This window comes from Maribacter vaceletii, assembly GCF_003634105.1.
Classification (GTDB): domain Bacteria; phylum Bacteroidota; class Bacteroidia; order Flavobacteriales; family Flavobacteriaceae; genus Maribacter_B; species Maribacter_B vaceletii.
Genome location: NZ_RBIQ01000008.1, coordinates 631,815 through 655,261, shown reverse-complemented (window position 1 = coordinate 655,261; position 23,447 = coordinate 631,815). Strand labels below are relative to the sequence as shown.

Sequence of the window (23,447 nt, the reverse complement as noted above, 5' to 3'; positions counted from 1 at the left end):
TGTAAAGAACATAACTTATATTTTATCTAATATGCTATTAAAAGTTTTACTTGGTCTCATTGCTTTAGCAACAAGTTCTGCATCTGGGATATAGTAGCCACCGATATTATTTTCTTTTCCTTGAGAATCTATTAATTCTTGAGCAATAGTATTTTCATTCTCAGAAAGTTCTTTGTAAATGCCATTAAATAATTTTTTTAGTTCTGCATCTTTATCTTGCTTAGCTAAAGCTTCTGCCCAATATAAAGAAAGGTAAAAATGACTTCCTCTAGTATCTATCTCATTTACTTTTCTAGAAGGAGATTTGTCATTTACTAAAAACTTTTCTGTAGCGGTATCTAAAGTTTCTCCAAGTACTTTTGCTTTTGTATTGTTTTCTTTTTCTCCGAAAAATTCTAAAGATACTCCTAGTGCTAAAAATTCTCCTAAAGAATCCCAACGTAAGTGTCCTTCTTCTATAAATTGTTGTACATGTTTAGGGGCAGAGCCGCCTGCGCCTGTTTCAAATAAGCCGCCACCATTCATTAAAGGAACAATAGAAAGCATTTTTGCACTTGTACCAACTTCTAAAATTGGAAATAAATCGGTTAAATAATCTCTTAATACATTCCCAGAAACAGATATTGTATCTTCTCCTTTAATAATTCTCTCCAGTGTAAATTGAGTAGCCTTAATTGGAGATAATATTTGAATATTTAAACCATTTGTATCATGGTCTTCTAAATAGGTTTTTACCTTTTTTATAAGTTCTGCATCATGAGCTCTATTTTCATCTAACCAAAAAATTGCAGGTACTTTTGTAGCTTGTGCTCTAGAAACCGCAAGTTTTACCCAATCTTGAATAGGAGCATCTTTTACTTGACACATTCTCCATATATCACCTTCTTCAACAGGGTGTTCTATTAGTGTATTTCCGTTAGCATCAATAACCTTTACAATACCTGCGTTGTCTATTTTAAAAGTTTTGTCATGAGAACCATATTCTTCAGCTTTTTGAGCCATAAGTCCAACATTAGGGACAGTTCCCATTGTAGTAGGATCAAAAGCACCATGTTTTTTACAAAACTCAATAGTAGCAGTGTATATTCCTGCATAACTACTATCTGGAATAACTGCTTTTGTATCTTGTGCTACACCTTGCGCATTCCACATTTGTCCAGAGTTACGAATCATTGCTGGCATAGAGGCATCAATAATTATATCACTAGGAACATGCAAGTTTGTAATACCTTTATCAGAATTTACCATTGCTAAATCAGGACCATTTTCAATTGTAGTAGCAATATCCTTTTCAATTTCGGCTTTTTTATCTGCAGATAAATTATTTAATTTAGTGTATAAACTTTCTAGACCATCACTAGCCTTAATACCTAATTCGTTAAAGGTGGCTTGGTGCTTTGAAAAAACATTTTCAAAATAAGCTTCTACAGCATGCCCAAATATAATAGGGTCCGAAACCTTCATCATAGTAGCTTTCATATGTAATGAAAAAAGGATGCCTTTAGCTTTGGAATCAGCAACTTGTTCTTTAAGAAAAGAAACAAGTGCTTTTTTATTCATAACAGTTGCATCTATAATTTCGCCGTCTAATAAATCTATTTTTTCTTTTAAGATAGTTGTAGATCCATTATTTGCCGTTAATTCTATTTTTACACTGGTAGCTTTTGGAATAGTAACAGATTTTTCATTTGCCTGAAAATCACCCTCACCCATAGTAGCAACATGGGTTTTAGAATCAGCGCTCCAAGCTCCCATTGAATGTGGATTTTGTTTTGCGTAATTTTTCACAGCTTTAGGAGCTCTACGGTCAGAGTTTCCTTCTCTTAAAACAGGGTTTACAGCACTACCTTTAATTTTGTCATATCTAGATTTTATGTCCTTTTCTGCGTCTGTGGTTGCATTATCTGGGTAACTAGGAACTTTGTAACCTTTATTTTGTAATTCTTCTATTGCTTCTTTAAGTTGGGGGATTGATGCGCTAATATTTGGAAGCTTAATAATATTGGCCTCTGGCTGTTTTGCCATAGTACCCAATTCTACTAAATCATTAGTAATTTGTTGGTCTTTTTCTAAGAAATCAGGAAAAGTAGCTCTTATTCTTCCTGCTAAAGAAATATCCTTAGTTTCTATTGTAATTCCAGAAGTTTTTGTAAAAACACTTACTATCGGTAAGAAAGATTGTGTAGCTAAAGCTGGCGCTTCATCAGTTTGGGTATAAAAAATTTTTGGCATGTATGTATTTCATTAAGTTTAAGCAAAACAAAGATACGATATAAAAGGGTTTTTGTTAGCATGTTAAATGTGCTAAACTTTAAGATTTAAAAGAATTTTGTGAATATTAAAAGCCATATCCTATACATGTATGGGATATGGCTTTCTAGAAATAGTTTGTAAACCTGTTGTTTTATTTTTTAATAAAACGGCAACCATTGATTGCATTTAGACCACTATTTCAACGTTTATAGAAATTAAGTTTTAGTGTTTTATAGCTAACTCATTAATTACTATTTTTTTGTCATGCAATATATAAACGAATAGTAGCTATGAGGCTTTTTTCATTTTTATGTATAAGTGAAAAAATATTATAAATATAAATCTCACTTTCTCTTAATTAAAAATTTAAAAATGCAAGAGCTTTTTTATAGTTTAAAGAAGAGTGCATAACAATATAAAGAACGTAAACTTTATAATAGATTGCTGTAATCTATAACCTAAAGTTAAGAAATTTTATACAAAAGAATAATGCTTTTATGTAGTTAATAATCAACAGTTTATGAACTATTGTTATTAACAATTGTTTATAACGTAAAAAAGCACTGTTAGGAACAGTGCTTTTTAATATGTGTAATAAATTTGGTTGTAAATTATTTACGAACCTCTTTAATTCTAGCTTTTTTACCAGTTAAACCTCTAAAGTAGAATATTCTAGATCTACGAACTTTTCCTCTCTTATTAAGCTCTATTTTTTGCAAAGCAGGTAAGTTTATTGGAAAAATACGTTCAACACCAATAGTACCAGACATTTTTCTAATAGTAAAAGTTTCTGTTGCGCCACTTCCTCTTCTTTGTATTACTACACCTTTAAAGAACTGTGTACGTGTTTTTTCACCTTCTTTAATTTCGTAGTATACTGTTATTGTATCACCAGCAGAAAAATCAGGGAAATCTTTTTTAGGAACGAATTCGTTTTCTACAAATTTTATTAATGATTCCATTTTAATATTTTATTTTAAAATAATATACAAATAACATTCACGATTTTCGTCAGAGGTTATTTTAATAGTTTGCAAAAATACATATATTATTAATACTGGCAAGAATATTTTATTCTATTTTTTTGTAAATGAATAAGAGTTACTCTAATAAATCTGGTCTTAATTCTTCTGTTCTTTTAATGGCTTGATTTTCTCTCCACTCTTCAATTTTTGGAAAATTCCCTGATAAAAGTATTTCTGGTACTTTATGGCCTTTATATTCTGCAGGTCTTGTATATATTGGAGGAGCTAAAAGATTGTCTTGGAACGTATCTGTTAGGGCAGAAGTTTCGTTGCTAAGAACTCCTGGAATTAACCTAATAACAGCGTCACATAAAATTGCAGCTCCTAATTCTCCACCAGATAAGACATAATCTCCAACAGATATTTCTTTGGTAATAAATAAATCTCTAACGCGCTGGTCTACACCTTTATAATGCCCGCATAATAGTATTATATTTTCTTTTAGAGAGAGTCTGTTTGCTAGTTTTTGATTTAAAGTTTCACCATCAGGAGTCATATAAATAACTTCATCATAGTTTCTTTGACTTTTTAGGTTACTTATGCATTTGTCTATTGGCTCCACCATTAATACCATTCCAGCTCCACCTCCAAATTGGTAATCATCTACTTGATTGTAACTTTTATCTGTGTAATCTCTTAAATTATGAAAATGAACTTCTACTAACCCTTTATCTATAGCTCTTTTTAGAATAGATGCTTCAAAAGGGCTTTTTAGTAATTCGGGTAGTACCGTTATTATATCAATACGCATCTAACAATAGCTTTTTAGAATAAAAAGTCAAAAGTAGTAAAACTATATGATTATTAATATTTAGAAGAGGGGCTAACTCTTACCTTCTATATTTATTGTATAAAAAAAGCTCCTAATGGAGCTTTTTAATTATTTGTTTTTCTTGTATTTGTTTATTTCATCTTGTAGTTGCCTACTTATTTTTTGTTCTCTTTCTAATGCTCTTCTTCTATGGTCTTCATATTCAGTTTCTACTTCAGATAAAGCTAATTTTGCTTCTTGCGTAAGCACGTTACTTTTTCTAAACTTGTATATGAATCCTAATAAAAGCAGGAGTAAGCATGCTATGACTGTCCATAAGATAGCATTATAGGTTCCTTTTGAAACTAAAATGCCTAGAAAAGACATACTATCTTTTTCTTCGGTAACAGAAGAAAGGTTATTTGTTGTTTCATTTAATTTTTTTTCTAAAGAAGATATTGTTGTTTCGTGTCCTGTAATAGTAGCTCTTAAGCCTTCTTCTTTTTTGCTATAAACATTTAAGGAGTCAAGCACATTTTGTTTTAACTTGTCTAGAGAAATTACTCTAACAACTTCATACCTTTTTCCATCTGCTCTATAATTACCAGATTTTTTATAAACATATTCAAACTGGCTATTAATATTTCCTTTGTCTAAAGACAATTCTTCTTGGTTGCTTTCTTCTTGTCCGTAGTGTAGGTTAATTGTGAACAAGGCGATTACTGCAAATAGTATTCTTAAACCTTTCATTTGTTAGTGCTTTCTATATTAATAATAGTGATTTAGAGGGAGGTAAAAGTAATTCAATAATATCAATTAAGAAAAAAATATTAAAAAAAGGTTTTATTTTAGTAAGCATGTTACTAAAATAAAACCTTTGAATTTGTTGGTTGTACTAGTAATAGGTAAATCTTCTTACTTTAGATATATATTTAGCTAATCGTATTACTTGGTGGGAGTATCCGTATTCATTATCATACCATATATAGAGTATAATATTTTTTCCAGTACTATTAACTATAGTTGCTTTGCTATCGTAAATAGATGGGGCAGAAGTACCTATTATGTCAGAAGAAACCATTTCTTTGCTTAGAGAATACTTTATTTGCTCCACTAAGTTTCCTTCTAAGGCGTATTTTTTTAAAATTGTATTTATTGCACTTAAAGAAGTTTTGTTTTTAGTTTCTAAATTTAAAATTGCAAGAGAGCCGTTAGGTACAGGGACACGAATTGCATTAGAGGTTAATTTTCCTTCTAGTTCTGGTAAGGCTTTGGCAACAGCTTTTCCGGCTCCAGTCTCGGTAATTACCATGTTTAAACCAGCAGCTCTTCCTCTACGGTATTTGCTATGCATGTTGTCTACTAAATTTTGGTCATTAGTGTAAGCGTGTATTGTTTCTAAATGCCCTTTTCTAATTCCTAGAGAATCTTCTACAACTTTTAAAACAGGTGTTATTGCATTTGTAGTACATGAAGCTGCAGAAAATATATTTGTTGTGTCTGGGTCATATTCTGTATGGTTAACCCCATGTACAATATTAGGAACTTCTTTTCCAGGGGCGGTAAGCAATACTTTGGATGCTCCTTTAGATTTTAAGTGTCTACTTAATTCTGTTTTATCTCTATAAGCCCCTGTGTTATCTATTATTAAGGCATTGTTTATACTATATTTAGTGTAATCTATGTCTTCAGGTTTAGAGGCGCTAATAATGTGTACTGTTGTACCGTTAATTAGTAGCGCTTTATTTTTAGAATCTATATCTACAGTACCATTAAATTTGCCATGAACAGAGTCTATTCTTAGTAGATTAGCTCTTTTTTCAAGAATTTCTTCTGTTATTTCTCCTCGAGTTACAATTGCTCTTAAGCGCATTTGGGTACCCTTACCAGTTTTAGCCATAAGTTCTCTGGCTAAAAGTCTACCTATTCTTCCAAAGCCATATAATACAACATCTTTTGGTTGTATTTTTTCAGTTTCGTTTGCGTTTTTTAATTTGTCTATTACAAATGATTTTACATTGCTATAGTCATTACTATCCGAATGGTATTCGTAGGTTAGTTTACCAATATCTAACTTAGAGGGAGGTAGTTTAATATCGTTAATTGCTCTTAAAATTTCAACAGAGTCAAAAATAGAAACAGGTTTTTGAACAAATTCACCTGCATATTCATGAAGGTTAATTATATCGCTAACGTTTTTGTCTATAACTTGATTTTTAAAAAGTACGGTCTCTATAGATTTATCGTACCAAAGGTCACTAGCGAGTTTAATAAACTCTGTAGTTGCTTTTCTTCTGTCCGCTTGGAATGCAAGCTCTTTTTCGTAAGATTTATTTTTTGCCATTATGACTTTTTCAAAAGTTAATTTGCTTGCAAAAGTACTTATTTCAAACGTTTTCGTAAAGAAAAAATGAAATAAAAAAAGCACCTTAAAATAAGGTGCTTTTTTTATTTTTTAATGGAGTTTATTTACTGAAAAATTAGACGTTCTCTTTCTCCTTTACTATTTAACATGGTAATACTAGTTTTTCCATATCTGGAGATGCGTCCAAAAAGTGTTTTTGCTTCTTGAATATTGTTTATTTTTTCATCGTCAACAGATAATAATATTTTACCATATAAACCATACCCTCTATAGGTTTCTGGAACTCCAATAATTTTAACACCAGTTTTTGTGTTAAAATTTTTCATATCCTCTTCGGTTAAATTTTTAATTTCAATGCCCATAACAGGAACAATAAGGGTTTGTCTTTCTTTTAATGTTACTGGTATTTCTAAAACTTCATTATCTCTGTCTAAGGTTAAAATAACTTCATCTCCAGGTCTTTTTGCGGATATATACCCTGTAAGGTCTGCAAATTTCTTAACCTTTATATCGTCTATTTTTTTTATTATATCACCAGACTGTATTTCTGCATCTTCTGCTCCAGAGCCAGAGGTAACACCATCTACATAAACTCCTTCAATTTCATTTATTCCATTTTCAATAGCGTAGGGAGAATTCATATGCGGAGTGGTAATACCAATAATTCCTTTAAGAACGTTACCGTACTCCATAATATCTTCTACTACTTTTTTTGCAATATTACTTGGAACAGCAAAAGAGTACCCCACATAAGAACCTGTTTGTGAGGTTATTGCTGTGTTTATGCCAACCAAATCTCCATTAGTGTTTACTAATGCTCCACCGCTGTTTCCTGGGTTTACTGCGGCATCAGTTTGTATAAAAGATTGGTCTATTTGTCCAAGTGCCCTAGCTTTAGCACTTACAATTCCAGCAGTTACAGTAGAGGTAAGGTTAAAAGGGTTTCCTACAGCAAGAACCCATTCTCCAATTTTTACATTATCAGAATCTCCAAATGCTAAATATGGTAAATGTTTTTTAGCATCAATCTTAAGTAATGCTATATCTGTATTTGGGTCAGTTCCAATTAATTCCGCATCATATGTTTTGTTATTGTTTAAAGTAACTTGTAGTTTGTTTGCTTTATCTATAACATGGTTATTTGTTACAATATATCCATCCGAAGAAATTATAACTCCAGAGCCAGTTCCTACTTGCGGAGTTTGACTAGATTTTGAGCCATAGAAAAACTCCATAATATTGGTTGGTCCAGAACTTAAAGTTACATTTTTTACGTGTACTACAGCGTTAACAGTTGTTTCTGCTGCAGTTGTAAAATCTAACTCATTTATACCAGCTCCTTTTGGAGAGGTTGGGGTGTAGTTTGTTTTAAAAGTAGTGTTTTCTCCTTCTTGGGTAACTACTTTGTAATTGGTGTTTTCAAAAAAAAGCTTGTAAGCTCCAAGCGTAAATGCACCAGCAAAAACTGCTACTAACAATAGGCTGCTAATTTTTTTCATTTTATATAATTTAATTCTAATAGTATTCTATTGTAAAATTAATAGTTTTTATAGTTCATTTAGTTTCTTTAACGTGTTTTTAACTGCTAAAAAAATCTTAATAATGTTTTATCTTTGTTTTAATTATGGATAAAATGGATATTACTTTTTATAAATACCAAGGTACAGGAAATGATTTTGTAATGATTGATAATAGGGATTTAAAATTTCCTAAAGACAATACAAAATTGGTTGCTTTTTTGTGTGATAGAAGATTTGGTGTTGGTGCAGACGGACTTATATTGTTAGAAAAGGATACTGCTGTAGACTTTAAAATGGTTTATTATAATTCTGACGGAAATGAAAGTACCATGTGTGGTAATGGAGGTAGGTGTATAGTGGCTTTTGCAGAATTTTTAAATGTTTTTAAAAAAGAAACAACATTTAATGCCGTAGATGGTTTGCATAATGCAATTATAGAAGGTAGTTTGGTTAGTTTACAAATGTTAGATGTTGATGAAATTAAAACAAAGCCTAATGCCATGTTTTTAAATACAGGTTCACCACATCATGTACAAGAGGTGGTTAATCTTTCTGAGTTTCGTGTAAAAGAAGAAGGTAAAAAGTTGCGATACGGTTTATATGGAGAGGCAGGGAGTAATATAAATTTTGTAGAATCTGTAAAAGAAAATGTGTTTGCAGTTAGAACTTATGAAAGAGGAGTAGAAGATGAAACACTTTCTTGTGGAACTGGCGTTACTGCAGCGGCGATAGCTATGCATAAATCTGGCAAGGTAAAATCTAATCATGTTTTTATAAATGTTTTAGGTGGTAATTTAGAAGTGAAATTTTCTGTAAATGATGCTATGTATTCTGATGTTTTTTTAATTGGAGATGCTAAACAAGTTTATAAAGGAGAAATAGTATGCAACATTTAAAAGGAGAGCAAGTATATTTAAGGGCTCTTGAAATGAGCGATTTGGATTTTTTATATACTTTAGAAAATAACACCGATTTATGGGAAATAAGTGGCACTATTACCCCATATTCCAAACAGGTTTTAAGACTGTATTTAGAAAATGCTTATAAAGATATTTATGAAGTAAAGCAGCTTAGGTTGTGTGTTTGTTCTGCTAATGGCACTGTTATTGGTTTAATAGATTTATTTGATTTTGATCCTAAAAATAAACGAGCAGGTTTAGGTATTGTAATATTAAATGAAGAAGAACGTAATAAAGGGGTGGGTTTTGATGCAGTAAGTGTTTTATGTAGCTACGCTTTTTCTACTTTAGGATTGCATCAAGTTTATGCCAACGTTTTAGAAGATAATTTGGCAAGCATACATTTATTTAAAAAAATAGGTTTTAAACAAATAGGAGTAAAAAAAGATTGGATTTTGTCTGGAGGTAATTTTAAAAATGAAATTTTATTTCAAAAATTTAATACATGTATATAAAAAAAATAGTATTAGCAATTGTCTTTATAGGTTTAATAGCTGGCGGAGCATTTGCTTATATGGTGTATGGTGCTTTTTTTACACCTAATACAAATTTTAATAATGACAAAGCATATGTTTATATTCCTACAAACTCTAGTGTTGGAGATTTAGAAAATATTTTAGAGCCTTTAGTAAAGGACTTTTCTTCGTTTAAATCTGCTGCGGACCGTAAAAAATACACTTCTAATATTAAAGCAGGTAAATATGTTTTAAAAAAAGGAATGAATAATAATGAAATTATTGGGATTCTTAGAAGTGGTAATACTCCTGTTAAGGTTGCTTTTAATAACCAAGAAACTATAGAAAATTTAGCAGGTAGAATAGCATCTCAAATAGAACCAGATAGTATTAGTTTGTTAAAAGCTTTTACGGATATAAATTTTTTAAAGGAAAACGGTTTTAATAAAAATACCGAGCTTGCAATGTATATTCCTAATAGCTATGAATTTTTCTGGAACATTTCTGCAGAAGGTTTTCGTAATAGAATGTTAAAGGAATACAGGCGTTTTTGGAATGAAGATAGGTTAGCCAAAGCAAAAACTATTGGTTTAACAGATAAAGAGGTGGTAACATTAGCTTCTGTTGTTCATAAAGAAACTGCTAAAGTAGAGGAGCGTCCTAGAGTGGCAGGGGTCTATTTAAATAGGTTGAGAAAAGGTATTTTATTGCAGGCTGATCCTACAGTAATTTATGCAATAAAAAAACATACGGGAGACTTTAATAAGGTAATTAAGAGGGTTTTGTATAAGGATTTGGAGTTAGATTCCCCTTATAATACCTATAAATATGGTGGTTTACCTCCTGGGCCAATTGCAATGCCAGATATTTCTGCGATAGATGCAGTTTTGAACTCAGAAAAACATAATTATATATATTTTGTAGCAAACGTGGAGAATTTTGGGTATCATAAATTTGCTAAAACACTTGCGCAACACAACCGAAATAAAGAACAATACATCCGTTGGATTAATTCCAAAAAGATAAATAGATAGTAAGTTATCTTATTTTTTTGACCTGTTAACTGAAATTGTATAGTTTTAACAAAACTTTCTAAAATTAGAGAACAATTTAGTTCTAACTTTGCTCCCTCAGAAATTTAAGCACACTTTTTAGGAAGAGGTAAGTCTTAAGAAAACAATTATATGAGAAGATGGATATACGTGAGTAGTCCTCTTATCGTGATGTTTATTTTTATAAGTTTTGGTTTTAAAACCCAGGAAGTTACAGTTCCAGAAACTTTAAAAGTAAAAGAACCTACTAAGGTTTTGTTTCCCAAAAACAAAACTTACTTTACAAACCTAGTTATAGTGCCTCCTTTTTTAGGAAGCTCTTATATTGGTTTTAAAGAAGCCTTGGCGTTTAAAGAATCTCAAGGTAATTATTTTGTAACAAATACTTTAGGGTATTTGGGCAAATACCAGTTTGGTGTAGAAACATTGGAGTTAATGGGGGTTTATAATCCAACAATTTTTTTAAACGATCCTGTTTTACAAGAAAGAGTTTTTTATACGAACGTATCTAGAAACAAATGGATTCTTAGAAGAGATATTCGGCGTTTTGTAGGTAAAAAAATTGGTGGTATTGTTGTAACAGAGTCAGGAATGTTAGCTGCTGCTCATTTAGCAGGTGCGGGTAATGTTCAAAAGTATTTGCGTTCTTATGGAAGTCATAATGTAGCAGATGCTTATGGGTCTACTGTTTCAAAGTATTTAAAAAAGTTTTCGGGTTATGATATTTCTTATGTATCTCCTAAGAGGAACCCAAAAATATAGAAGAGTAAGTTTATTATGAAAATGGTTAGCCTTGACAGTTAGAATGGTCAAGGCTTTTTTTTATGCCTGAATAATAAAAATGGCTGGTCTTTTGTGTAGGTCTACTTTAGTTCTGGACCAATCAACTATTTTTTTTGTAGCAATATATTCTGTTGGTAATGTAATATCACAAGCAACACATAAATGTGTGCCTTCTGCAAGTGTTTTAATTAATTCTTGCAACATTTTATCATTTCTGTAGGGGGTTTCTATAAAGATTTGAGGTTGTTGTGCCTCTCTAGATTTTTTTTCTAAACCTTTTATTGTTTTTTTTCTTTCTGAATTGTCAATTGGTAAATAGCCGTTAAAAGCAAAATTTTGACCGTTAAAGCCACTGGCCATTAGTGCAAGTAATATAGAAGAAGGGCCAACAAGAGGTACTACTTGGATGTTTTTTTGATGCGCAATTTTTACAACATCGGCTCCAGGGTCTGCTATTCCTGGGCAACCAGCTTCAGATAGTATGCCAACATTAATTCCATCTAAACATGGTTCAAGAAAAGTTGGTATTTCTTGGGCTTCTGTAAATTTGTTTAAAAGGCTTAATTCTAAATTAGGTTGGGACTTTCTTGGACTAATTTTTTTTATAAATCGCCTTGCTGTTTTTTCATTTTCAACAATATAGTGATCTATACTTTCTATGGTTTGTTTTATAGATATTGGTAAAACTTCTAAAGGTTCATTGTCTCCTAAAGTTGTTGGTATTAAATATAATTTTCCTTTTTCGTTTTCCATGGTTATAATTTTTTAGCAATTGCTTCGCAAGCCTTGTCTATTAATTGAAAAACTATTTCAAAACCTTCGTCTTTATCGTAGTATGGGTCTGGAACTTCTTTTGTTTCTATAGTTATTTCAGAAAGTAAAAGTTTTACTTTAGAAATGTCTTCTTTGTTTTTTGCTAGAGCTATAATGTTAGAATAGTTGCTATTATCCATAGCATATATTATGTCAAAAGCATTAAAATCTTTAGAGGTAAACTTTCTGCATTTTTGTTGGTGTATATCTATACCATATTTTTGAGCTACAGCAATAGAACGAATATCGGGCATATTACCAACGTGATACCCCGCTGTTCCAGCAGAATCTACAAGTATTTTGTTAGAATCTACTTTGCTTTTTAAAATGCCTTCTGCTAATGGAGACCTACAAATATTTCCTAGGCAAACCATTAGTATTCTGGTTTTCATAGCAATAGTATTAGGATAATTTTTTAGTTAAATCGTCTATGTATTTACGAAATTGTTTATCTGTTTCAGCAAGATTGTCTACTGTTTTACAAGCGTGTAATACTGTGGCGTGGTCTCTTTTTCCTATTTGAGATCCAATACTTGCAAGAGAGGCTTTAGTGAATTTTTTTGCAAAAAACATAGCTAATTGTCTTGCTTGTACAATGTGTCTTTTTCTAGTTTTAGATTGTAGTGTTGCTACATCCATTTCAAAATAATCCGATACAACTTTTTGAATATAATCTATAGATACTTCTCGTTTCGTATTCTTAACAAATTTTTCTACAACTTGTTGGGCAAGTTCTACAGTAACTTCTTTCTTGTTAAAAGAAGATTGTGCTATAAGAGAGATGATAGCTCCTTCAAGTTCTCTAATGTTAGATTTTATATGTTTGGCAACATACTCTACTATATCATTTGGCATTTCTACACCATCTCTGTATAGTTTATTTTTTAAGATAGAAATTCTTGTTTCGTAATCTGGATTTTGTAATTCTGCTGATAATCCCCATTTAAAACGAGAAAGTAACCGTTGTTCAATATCCTGCATGTCTACAGGAGCCTTGTCAGAGGTTAATATAACTTGTTTTCCGTTTTGGTGTAAGTGGTTAAAAATATGAAAGAATACATCTTGTGTTCCGGACTTACCAGATAAGAATTGTACATCATCTATAATTAAAACATCAATTAATTGATAAAAATGAATAAAGTCATTTCTTGTGTTCTTTTTTACAGATTCTATATATTGTTGTGTAAACTTCTCTGCAGAAATATATAAAACAGTCCTTTCAGGGTATTTGTCTTTTATTTCTACACCAATTGCATGTGCTAAATGTGTTTTTCCTAAACCAACTCCTCCAAATACTAAAAGCGGGTTAAAAGAAGTTCCGCCTGGTTTATTGGCAACAGCCATGCCAGCAGAACGTGCTAAGCGGTTAGAATCTCCTTCTAAAAAATTATCAAAATTATAATTTGGATTTAATTGAGATTCAATTTTAATATTTCTGATACCAGGAATTACAAAAGGATTTCTTAGTTCTGGATTTTTAGATTTAATGGGTACATCTAATTCTTGTGATGCTAAATTACCTCGATTAGAACTTGGAATTTTTTCTGTAAAAGGTTCTTTATTACCGTAGGTATTTTCCATACGAATAATGTAAACCAATTTTGCAGTTTCTCCTAACTCTTTTGTAAGAGCAACTTTAAGTAGTTTTACATAATGCTCTTCTAGCCACTCGTAAAAAAATTTACTTGGAACTTGAACACTTAAAGCGTTTTCAGATAGTTTAATAGGTTTAATGGGGTCAAACCATGTTTTAAATGCCTGCGGTTGGATATTATCTTTGATAAAGGCCAGACAATTGTTCCAAACGGAATTAGCAGTAACATTCATTCTTAAAGTTCTCTTGTTTTGGTTTTTGCAAAAAAAAATAATGAATTAGTGCAAAAATTGGTTATTAGTATTCTGTTTATAGTAGAGCAAATATGTGAACAAATTATCTAATAAAAAAATGAAATTTTATTGAATTTTAGATATTTTTTTCTCATGTTCGTGGAACGTACAAACAAAGCTTTTAAATATATAATATTTACTTGATATAATATGGATTTTAATGAAATTTCTTTTAGGGTTAGATACGCAGAGACCGACCAGATGGGTGTTGTGTATCATGGCAATTATGCTCAATACCTAGAGATGGGTAGGGTAGAATGGTTAAGAAATAAGGGGATTTCTTACAGTAGTATGGAAAAAAACGGAATAATGCTGCCAGTAATATCTTTGCAAACCTTTTTTAAGAAATCTGCACTGTATGATGATTTAATTACTGTACGTACAATTTTGAAGGGAAAACCCTCGGTCAGAATTGAATTTGACTTTGAAATTTATAATGAAAAGAAAGAAATTTTGGCCAAAGCGAATGTAGTTTTGGTTTTTATGGATAAAGAAAAAATGAAACCAATGCGATGTCCAAAATATATTCTTGATAAAATTGGGTTTTAGTAGAAAATATTAGAGGCTAATTTTTTTAATTTTTATTTCGTGGTTTGCTTTAAAAATAGTTTCAATTTTATTGGAATCTTTTTTACGAACTGAAAAATGTATGGAACAGTTCATTTCCATTTTTTGAGACACTATTTGTAATTGGTTTTGCTTTATTATTCGCATTACTTTATCCATTTCTTTATAATCAAAAGTAATTTCAAAAGTATTTGTTAGTATTTGCTCTACAATTTTGGCTTCATTTAAAGCTAATTCTGCAGAGTTTCTATAAGCGCTTATTAAGCCACCAACACCCAATTTGGTGCCTCCAAAGATTCTGACTACAGCTATAAGTACATTTGTTACATTAAAAGATTTTATTTGCCCGTAGATTGGCATTCCTGCAGAATTATTGGGTTCACCATCATCATTTGCTCTATAGTTTACTTTTTCTACTCCTAACTGCCATGCGTAACATACATGATTAGCAGTGTGGTGTTTTTTACGAAGCTCTTCTATAATTGGTTTTGCATCTTCTTCTTTTTGAATAGGAAATACATAGCTATAAAATTTGCTTTTCTTTTCTTTAAAAAGAACTTCATTAGAAGGTTTTAAAACAGTTTTATATGTGTCTTTTTCTATTTGCATTACGCTAAAGCTACTAAAAGTATACTAATAACTGCTAAAGCAATACCTCCCCAATTTTTTGTGCTAATCTTTTCTTTAAAAAGTAATATACCTAGCAGTGTAGAAAACATAACTACTGCAACATTGTTAAGAGTAAATATAGATGCGCTATTAAACTCTGGATTGTTTAGTGCTTTTAGAAGGAAAAAAACAGAAAAATAATTTGGGATACCTAAAACAACACCTCCAATACTATTTTTAAAATTTATTTTTAGAGGTTTCTTTGGGGATTGTATTAAAATAAAAAACACACCAATTACAGCTGCAGAGCCAAAAATCATAGCAGAGAAAAGAGGAAATTCTGAAGGAGTAACATGTTCTTTTTGAAAAAAGTTAATAGTAGTGTCAATAATACCAGAACCAAAAAAAACAAGTGCAGGCAATAATAAAACTGAAAAATTAATTTTAGTATTGCTCTCTTTTATAGAGGCAAAGTAAACCGCTCCCATTGCCAAAAATATACCTATTACTTTGAAAACACCTAAGTGTTCCTTATAAGCAATTACACCAATTATTGCAGGTATAACAAAAGACATTTTTGTTGCTACAGATGCTACAGATACCCCCACTTTTTGAGCGGTAGCAGCCATTAGGTTAAAAACTACAATAAATAAGCCCCCTAGAATTAAGGTGCCTAAAAACCAAGGTTTTTCTATCACAGAAGAAATGGTGACCGATTCTTTATATAGAAAAAGGCCAACACTGCAGGCAACAACATAATTTGTTATAATAGCATATAATGTCTGAACCTTATAAATGCTAAATAGTTTAAATATGACAAATATTAAACTAGAAAATAAAATGCTTAAACATAGATTTAACATTAAGGTAATTTGGTTTTTATATTAATAATGTCGTCAGAGCCAACAAGTAAATTCCAACATGTAATCCCTAATTTTTCTGCGGCATCGGTATTTTCTTTAGTATCATCAATAAAAAAAGTTTCTTCTGCTTTCAGATTATTTTGTTCTAAAACAAACTCGTAAATAGTTGCATTTGGTTTACGTAATTGTATTTCATGAGAAAGATAAAATTTTTCAAAACAATTTTTAAATCGGTTGTAATTTTTTTCTCCCATTGTTTTTATTACATGAGATATATGAAGTTCATTGGTGTTACTTAATAAGAAAAGGCGATAATTTTTTTCTTGCGCAAGTTCTTCTATAAAGTTTAACCTGTATAAAGGAAAGTCTAATAAAATAGAATTCCAGGCTTTTGTTATTTGGTCTTCATTAGCAGAAGGAAATATGGTTAGTAGTTTAGCTGTAAAGTCTTTAGTGGTTACTAAACCTTGTTCATATTCTTTTGCTAGAGTGTCTAATTCTGGAGTTAGTGTTTTAAAACCATACTTTTCTAGTTCTTTAAAAATAGCTTCTTTGTCTAGATTGATGAAAATATCACCAAAATCAAAAATAATATTGTTAATCATTCTTTAGTAAAATTAGTTGGTCTGTATCTATTTGGGTAGTTTGAAGATTTATTCCTTTAATAATAGGAGCTTTAGTTCCTGCACTAAAGTTGTTTATTCCTTTAAAAATTCGAGCTTCATCCCAAAGCTTAGAAGCAATAAAAGTTTGTAACGTTTTAGCGCCACCTTCAATTATAACACTTGTTATATTTAATTTAAAAAGAGAATCACAAATAGTATTAGCTAAACTACCATCAAAAGGAACTTCTATCTGTGTTGTATTAAAGCCAGCTTTTGAAGCATCCTTTTTTTCTGTAAATACAATAGTTTTAATAGTGTTATCTAATAAGAACGAATTTTTATTTACTTTCAAGTTCTTATCTAAAACAATACGAATAGGGTTTTTTCCTTTCCAACTTCTTGTATCTAATTTTGGATTGTCTTGTATAGCGGTATTTGTGCCAACTAAAATAGCTTGTTCTTCGGAGCGCCATTTGTGTACTAGTTGTCTAGAATATGGGTTGGTAATCCAAAAAGGTTCTGGGTTTTTCTTTCTTAAAGAGGTTTCAGGTGCTATAAAACCGTCCAGGGTTTCTGCCCATTTTAAAATAATATATGGACGTTTTTTTACATGAAAAGTTAAAAAACGTTTATGGTGTTCTTTGCATTCTTCTTCTAAAACACAAGTGATTACAGTACAACCAGCTTCTTTTAGTCTTTTTATTCCTTTTCCGGCAACTTTTTCATGAGGGTCTAAGGTGCCAATAACAACCGTTTTAATTTGTTTTTGTATTATTAAATCTGCACAAGGTGGCGTTTTTCCGTAATGCGAACAAGGTTCTAAAGTAACATATATGGTTGCTTCTTTTAATAGGGAGGTGTCTGTAACCGAGTTAATTGCATTTACTTCGGCGTGGGAGCCACCATAAGCACTTGTGTGGCCTTCACCAATTATTTTATCATTGTAAACAATAACACTACCAACCATAGGGTTGGGAGCAGTATTTCCTAAGCCTTTTTTGCCTAGTTGAATACAACGTAACATGTATTTTTCATGTATCTTCACTTCGCAAAAATAGAACATATACTTCTTCTAACTAAAATTTTTAAGTTTAGAAATGAAATGATTGTATAGTGTTGTTAAGAGTATTAGGAATGAATACAGCATTTATTAGAGAAATAAAGGAGAAAGACAATGTAGAGGTAGCAAAAGTAATACGTAAAGTATTAATAGAAATGGGGGTTCCTAAGGTTGGTACCGCATATGCTGATAAGGCTTTAAATTCTATGTTTGAAAATTACAGTGTACCTAAGGCTACTTATTTTGTAATAGAGTTAAGCGGTTCTATTATTGGTTGTGCTGGAATTGCACAATTGGAAAATCATGAAGGTAATGTCTGTGAGCTTCAAAAAATGTATTTTTTAAAAGAGGCAAGAGGTAAAGGGTTAGGAGCTAAGATGATCGCAGTATGTCTTACTAAAGCAAAAGAATATGGTTTTGATAAATGTTATTTAGAAACTATGCCATATATGAAAGCTGCTCAGAAATTATATGTAAAGAATGGATTTACCTATTTAGAAGATAAGATGGGAAATACAGGGCATTATTCTTGTCCTGTTTGGATGATAAAAGAGTTGTAGTCTATGTTATTACGAGAGATTAAAAATATTTATGAGTTAGAGTTAAAGGAGCTATATCCTATAACTGAAATTCAAAGCTTTTTTTATTTAGCAATAGATTTTTATTTAAAATTGCCACGTTTTGTATTAGCTACAGAGCCTAATTTAACTATTACAAAAGAAGAGGAGCAACCTTTATTTAATGCCCTAAGTAAACTAAAATTACAAGAGCCAATCCAGTATATTTTAGGAACTGCAAATTTTATGGATTTAGATTTTGTAGTAGATTCTAATGTGTTAATTCCAAGACCAGAGACAGAAGAATTGGTATATTGGATTTTAGAAGATGTAAAGAAGAGAAGCAATCAACAAATTCGTATTTTAGATATTGGTACTGGCAGTGGTTGTATTGCTATTTCTTTAGCTAAAAATTTACCACAAGCAAAGGTATATGCTATAGATGTTTCTACAGGAGCGTTACAAATTGCTAAAAAAAATGCTACCAATAATAGTGTAAATATTGACTTTATAAAAGAAGATATTTTACAAATAAAATCTATTGCAGTAGATTTTGATATAATTGTATCTAATCCTCCTTATGTTAGGGAGTTAGAGAAGATGGAAATGGCAGAAAATGTAAAAAAACACGAACCAGATTTGGCTTTATATGTACCAGATAATAAGGCACTTATGTTTTATGAAGCTATAGGTGTTTTTGCAAAAGAAAATTTAGAAGAAGACGGATTTTTGTATTTTGAAATAAATCAATACTTAGGAAAAGAAATGAAGGTTCTTTTGGAAGAAAATAATTTTTCAGAAATTGAACTTCGAAAAGATATGTTTGGTAACGATCGAATGTTAAAAGGTGTAAAAAGTATAAAGTAAATGAATGTAAAAGAACAAATAGAAGCTTTGCGCAAAGAATTAAGAGAGCATAATTACAATTATTATGTTTTAGACAATGCTACTATATCCGATTATGATTTTGATATAAAACTTAAAGAACTACAAGTTTTAGAAGAAAAGCATCCGGAGTTTTATGATACTTCTTCACCAACGTTAAGAGTGGGGGGAGAGGTTACCAAAAATTTTGCAACAATTGTACACGAAAACCGCATGTATTCTCTAGATAATTCCTATTCTAAAGAAGATTTAGAAGATTGGGAAAAAAGAATACAGCGTGTATTAGGAGGCGTAGAGGTACAGTTTACCTGCGAATTAAAGTATGACGGAGCATCTATAAGTTTAACTTACGAAGATGGGAAACTAAAGCAAGCGGTTACTCGTGGCGATGGTTTTCAGGGAGATGAAGCTACGACAAATGTAAAAACGATAAAATCTGTTCCATTACAGTTAAAGGGCGATTATCCTCCAAAATTTGAAATTCGAGGCGAAATTGTTTTGCCTTTTGAGGGGTTTAAAAAAATGAACGAAGAGCGTATTGCTGCAGGAGAGGACCCATATATGAATCCTAGAAATACGGCTTCTGGGAGTTTAAAGTTGCAAGATAGTGCGGTGGTAGCACAACGTCCGTTAGATTGTTTGTTATACGGTATTGTTGGTGAGAATACAGGAGTTACTTCACAATTTCAAATGTTAGAAAAAGCAAGAGATTGGGGGTTTAAAGTACCAACAATTGCAAAACTTTGTAAAACCACTACGGAGGTGATGGAGTTTGTAGAATATTGGGATATTCATAGACATGACCTACCTTATGAGACAGATGGTGTTGTTATAAAAGTAAATAGTTTGCGTTACCAAGAAGAATTAGGATATACTTCTAAATCTCCGCGATGGGCAATGGCATATAAATTTAAAGCAGAACAAGTTTCTACGGTTTTAAATGAAATTACCTACCAAGTTGGTCGTACGGGAGCAATAACTCCTGTAGCAAATTTAGAACCGGTGCTTTTAGCTGGTACTACAGTAAAGAGAGCTTCTTTGCATAATGCGGATCAGATAGAAAAGCTAGATATTAGGGAGAGAGATACGGTTTTTGTAGAAAAAGGAGGGGAGATTATTCCTAAAATTATTAAAGTAGATTTAGAAAAAAGACCACAAGATTCCGTCCCAACTAAATATATTACACATTGTCCAGAATGTCATGAAGAATTGTTTAGAACAGAAGGAGATGCAAAGCATTACTGTGTAAATTATTATGGATGTCCACCACAAATTACTGGGCGTATTCAGCATTACATTTCTAGAAAAGCAATGGATATTGAAGGTCTTGGTGGTGAAACGGTAGAGTTGCTTTTTAAAGAAGGATTAATTACCAACTACGCGGATTTGTACACGCTTACAAAAGAAGATGTACTGCCTTTAGAGCGTATGGCAGAAAAGTCTGCAGAGAATTTAATTGCTGGTGTAGCAACTTCAGTAAAAATACCTTTTGAAAGGGTAATGTTTGCTTTAGGAATTAGGTTTGTTGGAGAAACAGTAGCAAAAAAGCTAGCTAAAGCCTATAAAAATATAGATGCCTTAATGGCTGCAACGGTAGAAGAATTAATTTTAGTAGATGAAATTGGACAACGTATAGCGGAGAGTGTCGTAGAATTTTTTCAGAACGAGAAGAATGTAGAAATAGTAAATAGGCTAAAAGAATATGGCGTGCAGTTTGAAATTTCGGCGGACAAGCTATTAAATCAAACAGAAAAGTTAAAAGGACAAACTTTTGTGGTTTCTGGTGTTTTTGAAACGGTTAGTAGAAATGATTTAAAGAAAATGATAGAAGATAATGGAGGTAAAGTAGGTTCTTCTATTTCTTCTAAAACTTCATTCTTAGTTGCAGGTGATAAAATGGGACCAAGCAAATTGGCAAAAGCAGAAAAATTAGGTATTTCTATAATTTCGGAACAAGACTTTATTGAAAAAGTTTCTTAATTCGTCAATAGAGTATTATAATTAGTGATTTTCTGTGTAGTTTTACTATTGTTTCTTATCTAATTTTGTAACGTAATAAAGTATACCGCTATGAGTCAAATAGTAACATTCGGAGAAGTGTTAATGCGTTTATCTCCTCCAGGGAATAGAAAATTTATTCAATCTAACAGGTTAGAATTTTATTTTGGAGGAACAGAATTAAATGTAGGGATTTCTATTGCTAATTTTGGAGGCAGAGTAAAACATATAAGTTGTATTTCTGATGATTTTATTGGAAACACTGCTATTTCTTATTTAAATAAGTTTGATGTAGATACGTCTTCCATTGTTAGGTCAAGTAGGCCTTTGGGAGTTTACTTTTTAGAGGTAGGAGCGGTAATGCGCCCAAGTGCTATTTCATACAATAGATCACATTCTTCTTTTTCAGAAATTGAAGCTTCTATGGTAGATTGGGATTCCTCATTAAAAGATGCTACATGGTTCCACTGGACAGGTATTACACCTGCATTATGTAAAGGGGCTTATGAAACACTTAAAGAAGGTTTAATCTTAGCACGTAAAAAAGGTATAACAGTAACTGCGGACCCAACCTATAGGAGTGGTTTATGGAAATATGGTAAAGATGCAAAATCTACCTTATCAGAATTATTAGAATACTCAACCATTTTTATAGGAGGTGTTAATGAAATTAATGAAGTTCTAGGAACGGACTACGGTTATTCCAATGAGGATTTTATTGAAGCTAGTAAATTGTTAATAGAAAAATATCCATCTATAGAAAAAGTGTTTGATAAAATTAGAACCTCACTAAATTCTTCTTGGCATAAAATTAGGGCTAGAATGTGGAATGGAAAAGAATTTAGAGAATCGGAAGATTTAGATATTACCCATGTTGTGGACAGAATAGGGACTGGTGATGCTTTTGCTGCAGGTTTAATTTTTGGGTTACAGCATTATGAAGACTATAAGGCTATGGAATTTGGTAGTGCGGCTTGTGCTTTAAAACATACTTATGAAGGGGATGTAAATTTTGCTACAGTTAAAGAAGTAGAAGCTATTCTGGAAGGAAATACAACAGGTAGGTTAAAAAGGTAATCTAAACTTCTTTCTTAAAACACAAACTGTTCTTAACACCTATATACTGTCCGTAGTTAGGAATAATCGTGTAATTACATTTTTTGTATAAAGCAACCGCTTCGGTTTGTCTTATGCCTGTTTCTAAAATACATGAAGTGTAATTTAGTTCTTTTGTCCAAGACTCCAGTTCTTTAAGAATTTTAGTAGCAAAGCCTTTTTCCCTTGCTTTAGGAGAAACGTACATTCTTTTTATTTCCATTGAAGATTCTTCTATTGGTTTTATAGCACCGCAACCTACAGGAACATCATTTAGATAAATAACTAGAACATATTTTAAACTCTGTATAGAGTTAAATTGATTATAGAAAGCATGTTCATCGCCATCTGTAATAGCTAAATAAGCATCTAGTTTTTTTACTAAACCAATAAAGTCTTTGTTTTTAGATGTTGTTCTTACTAATTTCATATCTAAACTTTTATAGAAACACCGTTAGCGTTTGTGTTAGTGCTTCCGTTAAAATAAAAATCTACTCGTCCTAAGTTTATTCCAAAACAACCCACTTGGTTTACTAAAACCTCTCTGTTCTCAGCGTTTTTAACTATAGTAGGTTTTTCAAGAAAAGTATGGGTGTGTCCGCCAATAATTAAATTGGTGTATTTTGTTTTAGAAGCAAGGGTAATATCGTCAGGTTTTTGTTCTGTAGTATATTCGTAGCCTAAGTGGGAAAGACAGATAATTAAATCACATTTTTCCTCTTCCTTTAGCTTGGTTTCTATATCTATTGCAATTTCAAAAGGATTCAGGTATTTTGTCTCTTTGTATAATTTTTTAGTCACTAAACCTTTTAGCTCTATTCCAATGCCATAAACGCCTATCTTAATATTGTTTAGCGTGTAAGTTTTGTAAGGTTTTGTATATCCATTTAAAGCAGTATTGCTAAAATCATAGTTAGCGGTAATTAAATCAAACTTTGCGTTTGGGACTTGAGCAAGAAGCCCCTCTATGCCATTATCAAAATCATGATTCCCTATAGTTGCAGCATCATATTTAAGCATATTCATTAACTTAAATTCTAATTCTCCACCAAAAAAATTAAAATATGGAGTGCCTTGGAAAATATCCCCAGCATCAAATAGTAATGTATTGGGGTTTTCTTTTCTAATAGAGTCTACTAATGTTGCACGGCGTGCTAATCCTCCTAAACCAGGAAAATCAGAATGGTCCGATGGAAATGGGTCTATGTGGCTATGTACATCATTAGTATGTAGAATAGTAATTTTTGTTGGTTTGTATAGAGAGCAGGATCCTAAAGTTAGTCCTCCTAAGCCTAAAAAAGCAGAAGTAGCAGAGGTGTTTGTAATAAATTTTCTTCTGTCCATA

24 protein-coding genes are annotated in these 23,447 nt (G+C 31.4%); 9 read left to right on the top strand and 15 right to left on the bottom strand.

Features of this window, described 5'->3' with window-relative positions; all coding sequences use genetic code 11:
• Nucleotides 1-15 precede the first annotated feature (15 nt).
• From CLV91_RS10480 to CLV91_RS10455, 6 genes are all read right to left on the bottom strand, one after another.
• Nucleotides 16-2,232: an NADP-dependent isocitrate dehydrogenase gene (locus CLV91_RS10480; protein WP_121067532.1), complete on the bottom strand. Its 2,217-nt coding sequence runs from the start codon at nucleotides 2,230-2,232 to the stop codon at nucleotides 16-18.
• A 632-nt stretch (nucleotides 2,233-2,864) separates the two neighbouring features.
• Nucleotides 2,865-3,215, bottom strand: a complete 351-nt coding sequence (rplS, locus tag CLV91_RS10475; protein WP_121067529.1) for a 50S ribosomal protein L19 — start codon at nucleotides 3,213-3,215, stop codon at nucleotides 2,865-2,867.
• A 139-nt stretch (nucleotides 3,216-3,354) separates the two neighbouring features.
• Nucleotides 3,355-4,029, bottom strand: coding sequence for a tRNA (guanosine(37)-N1)-methyltransferase TrmD (gene trmD / locus CLV91_RS10470; protein WP_121067526.1), 675 nt, complete (start codon nucleotides 4,027-4,029; stop codon nucleotides 3,355-3,357).
• A 129-nt stretch (nucleotides 4,030-4,158) separates the two neighbouring features.
• The gene (locus tag CLV91_RS10465) at nucleotides 4,159-4,779 is read right to left on the bottom strand and encodes a tRNA (guanine-N1)-methyltransferase (protein ID WP_121067523.1); all 621 of its coding nucleotides are present in this window, start codon (nucleotides 4,777-4,779) and stop codon (nucleotides 4,159-4,161) included.
• A gap of 145 nt (nucleotides 4,780-4,924) precedes the next feature.
• Entirely contained in the window at nucleotides 4,925-6,373 is a 1,449-nt protein-coding gene (locus CLV91_RS10460) for a glyceraldehyde-3-phosphate dehydrogenase (protein WP_121067520.1), read from the bottom strand.
• Nucleotides 6,374-6,498: 125 nt separating this feature from the next.
• Complete coding sequence (locus CLV91_RS10455; RefSeq protein ID WP_121067517.1) at nucleotides 6,499-7,893, bottom strand: S1C family serine protease; 1,395 nt, start codon at nucleotides 7,891-7,893, stop codon at nucleotides 6,499-6,501.
• A gap of 134 nt (nucleotides 7,894-8,027) precedes the next feature.
• Between CLV91_RS10455 and dapF the strand changes: the two genes are divergently transcribed.
• The 4 genes from dapF to CLV91_RS10435 all read left to right on the top strand — a co-directional run bounded on the left by dapF (nucleotide 8,028) and on the right by CLV91_RS10435 (nucleotide 11,142).
• Entirely contained in the window at nucleotides 8,028-8,810 is a 783-nt protein-coding gene (gene dapF / locus CLV91_RS10450) for a diaminopimelate epimerase (RefSeq protein WP_121067889.1), read from the top strand.
• Nucleotides 8,798-9,328, top strand: a complete 531-nt coding sequence (locus tag CLV91_RS10445; RefSeq protein WP_121067514.1) for a GNAT family N-acetyltransferase — start codon at nucleotides 8,798-8,800, stop codon at nucleotides 9,326-9,328. The genes dapF and CLV91_RS10445 overlap by 13 nt, the downstream gene beginning before the upstream one ends.
• A complete protein-coding gene (gene mltG / locus CLV91_RS10440) occupies nucleotides 9,319-10,362 on the top strand; it encodes an endolytic transglycosylase MltG (RefSeq protein WP_121067511.1) in 1,044 nt (347 codons plus the stop codon). Before CLV91_RS10445 ends, mltG begins: the two co-directional genes overlap by 10 nt.
• 150 nt (nucleotides 10,363-10,512) lie before the next feature.
• Nucleotides 10,513-11,142, top strand: coding sequence for a hypothetical protein (locus CLV91_RS10435; protein WP_121067508.1), 630 nt, complete (start codon nucleotides 10,513-10,515; stop codon nucleotides 11,140-11,142).
• A 60-nt stretch (nucleotides 11,143-11,202) separates the two neighbouring features.
• On the opposite strand, the gene CLV91_RS10430 is transcribed toward CLV91_RS10435, so the two are convergent.
• From CLV91_RS10430 to dnaA, 3 genes are read right to left on the bottom strand one after another with little or no spacing between them, the layout of a single operon-like run.
• The gene (locus CLV91_RS10430; RefSeq protein ID WP_121067504.1) at nucleotides 11,203-11,916 is read right to left on the bottom strand and encodes an SAM-dependent methyltransferase; all 714 of its coding nucleotides are present in this window, start codon (nucleotides 11,914-11,916) and stop codon (nucleotides 11,203-11,205) included.
• Between the two features lie 2 nt (nucleotides 11,917-11,918).
• Nucleotides 11,919-12,368, bottom strand: a complete 450-nt coding sequence (locus tag CLV91_RS10425) for a low molecular weight protein-tyrosine-phosphatase (protein WP_121067501.1) — start codon at nucleotides 12,366-12,368, stop codon at nucleotides 11,919-11,921.
• 10 nt (nucleotides 12,369-12,378) lie between these two features.
• Nucleotides 12,379-13,803, bottom strand: a complete 1,425-nt coding sequence (dnaA, locus tag CLV91_RS10420) for a chromosomal replication initiator protein DnaA (protein WP_121067498.1) — start codon at nucleotides 13,801-13,803, stop codon at nucleotides 12,379-12,381.
• A 210-nt stretch (nucleotides 13,804-14,013) separates the two neighbouring features.
• On the opposite strand from dnaA, the gene CLV91_RS10415 reads away from it, so the two are divergent.
• Nucleotides 14,014-14,412, top strand: coding sequence for an acyl-CoA thioesterase (locus CLV91_RS10415; protein WP_121067495.1), 399 nt, complete (start codon nucleotides 14,014-14,016; stop codon nucleotides 14,410-14,412).
• A 9-nt stretch (nucleotides 14,413-14,421) separates the two neighbouring features.
• Here CLV91_RS10415 and CLV91_RS10410 read toward each other — a convergent pair whose 3' ends face one another.
• From CLV91_RS10410 to ribD, 4 genes are read right to left on the bottom strand one after another with little or no spacing between them, the layout of a single operon-like run.
• Nucleotides 14,422-15,039, bottom strand: a complete 618-nt coding sequence (locus tag CLV91_RS10410; protein ID WP_121067492.1) for an IMPACT family protein — start codon at nucleotides 15,037-15,039, stop codon at nucleotides 14,422-14,424.
• Nucleotides 15,039-15,902 (bottom strand): DMT family transporter, encoded by an 864-nt coding sequence (locus CLV91_RS10405; RefSeq protein ID WP_121067489.1) that lies wholly within the window; start codon nucleotides 15,900-15,902, stop codon nucleotides 15,039-15,041. Before CLV91_RS10405 ends, CLV91_RS10410 begins: the two co-directional genes overlap by 1 nt.
• Nucleotides 15,902-16,507 (bottom strand): HAD-IA family hydrolase, encoded by a 606-nt coding sequence (locus CLV91_RS10400; protein WP_121067486.1) that lies wholly within the window; start codon nucleotides 16,505-16,507, stop codon nucleotides 15,902-15,904. Before CLV91_RS10400 ends, CLV91_RS10405 begins: the two co-directional genes overlap by 1 nt.
• The gene (gene ribD / locus CLV91_RS10395; protein WP_121067483.1) at nucleotides 16,500-17,552 is read right to left on the bottom strand and encodes a bifunctional diaminohydroxyphosphoribosylaminopyrimidine deaminase/5-amino-6-(5-phosphoribosylamino)uracil reductase RibD; all 1,053 of its coding nucleotides are present in this window, start codon (nucleotides 17,550-17,552) and stop codon (nucleotides 16,500-16,502) included. The genes CLV91_RS10400 and ribD overlap by 8 nt, the downstream gene beginning before the upstream one ends.
• Before the next feature lie 89 nt (nucleotides 17,553-17,641).
• Here ribD and CLV91_RS10390 point away from each other — a divergent pair, with 89 nt between their 5' ends.
• From CLV91_RS10390 to CLV91_RS10375, 4 genes are all read left to right on the top strand, one after another.
• Nucleotides 17,642-18,127, top strand: coding sequence for a GNAT family N-acetyltransferase (locus CLV91_RS10390; RefSeq protein ID WP_121067480.1), 486 nt, complete (start codon nucleotides 17,642-17,644; stop codon nucleotides 18,125-18,127).
• A 3-nt stretch (nucleotides 18,128-18,130) separates the two neighbouring features.
• A complete protein-coding gene (gene prmC, locus CLV91_RS10385; protein WP_121067477.1) occupies nucleotides 18,131-18,991 on the top strand; it encodes a peptide chain release factor N(5)-glutamine methyltransferase in 861 nt (286 codons plus the stop codon).
• A complete protein-coding gene (gene ligA / locus CLV91_RS10380; RefSeq protein ID WP_121067474.1) occupies nucleotides 18,992-20,989 on the top strand; it encodes an NAD-dependent DNA ligase LigA in 1,998 nt (665 codons plus the stop codon).
• Between the two features lie 90 nt (nucleotides 20,990-21,079).
• Nucleotides 21,080-22,084: a sugar kinase gene (locus tag CLV91_RS10375; protein ID WP_121067471.1), complete on the top strand. Its 1,005-nt coding sequence runs from the start codon at nucleotides 21,080-21,082 to the stop codon at nucleotides 22,082-22,084.
• A 1-nt stretch (nucleotide 22,085) separates the two neighbouring features.
• On the opposite strand, the gene CLV91_RS10370 is transcribed toward CLV91_RS10375, so the two are convergent.
• Entirely contained in the window at nucleotides 22,086-22,532 is a 447-nt protein-coding gene (locus CLV91_RS10370) for a GNAT family N-acetyltransferase (RefSeq protein WP_121067468.1), read from the bottom strand.
• A gap of 2 nt (nucleotides 22,533-22,534) precedes the next feature.
• A complete protein-coding gene (locus tag CLV91_RS10365; RefSeq protein ID WP_121067465.1) occupies nucleotides 22,535-23,446 on the bottom strand; it encodes a bifunctional metallophosphatase/5'-nucleotidase in 912 nt (303 codons plus the stop codon).
• Nucleotide 23,447 lies beyond the last annotated feature (1 nt).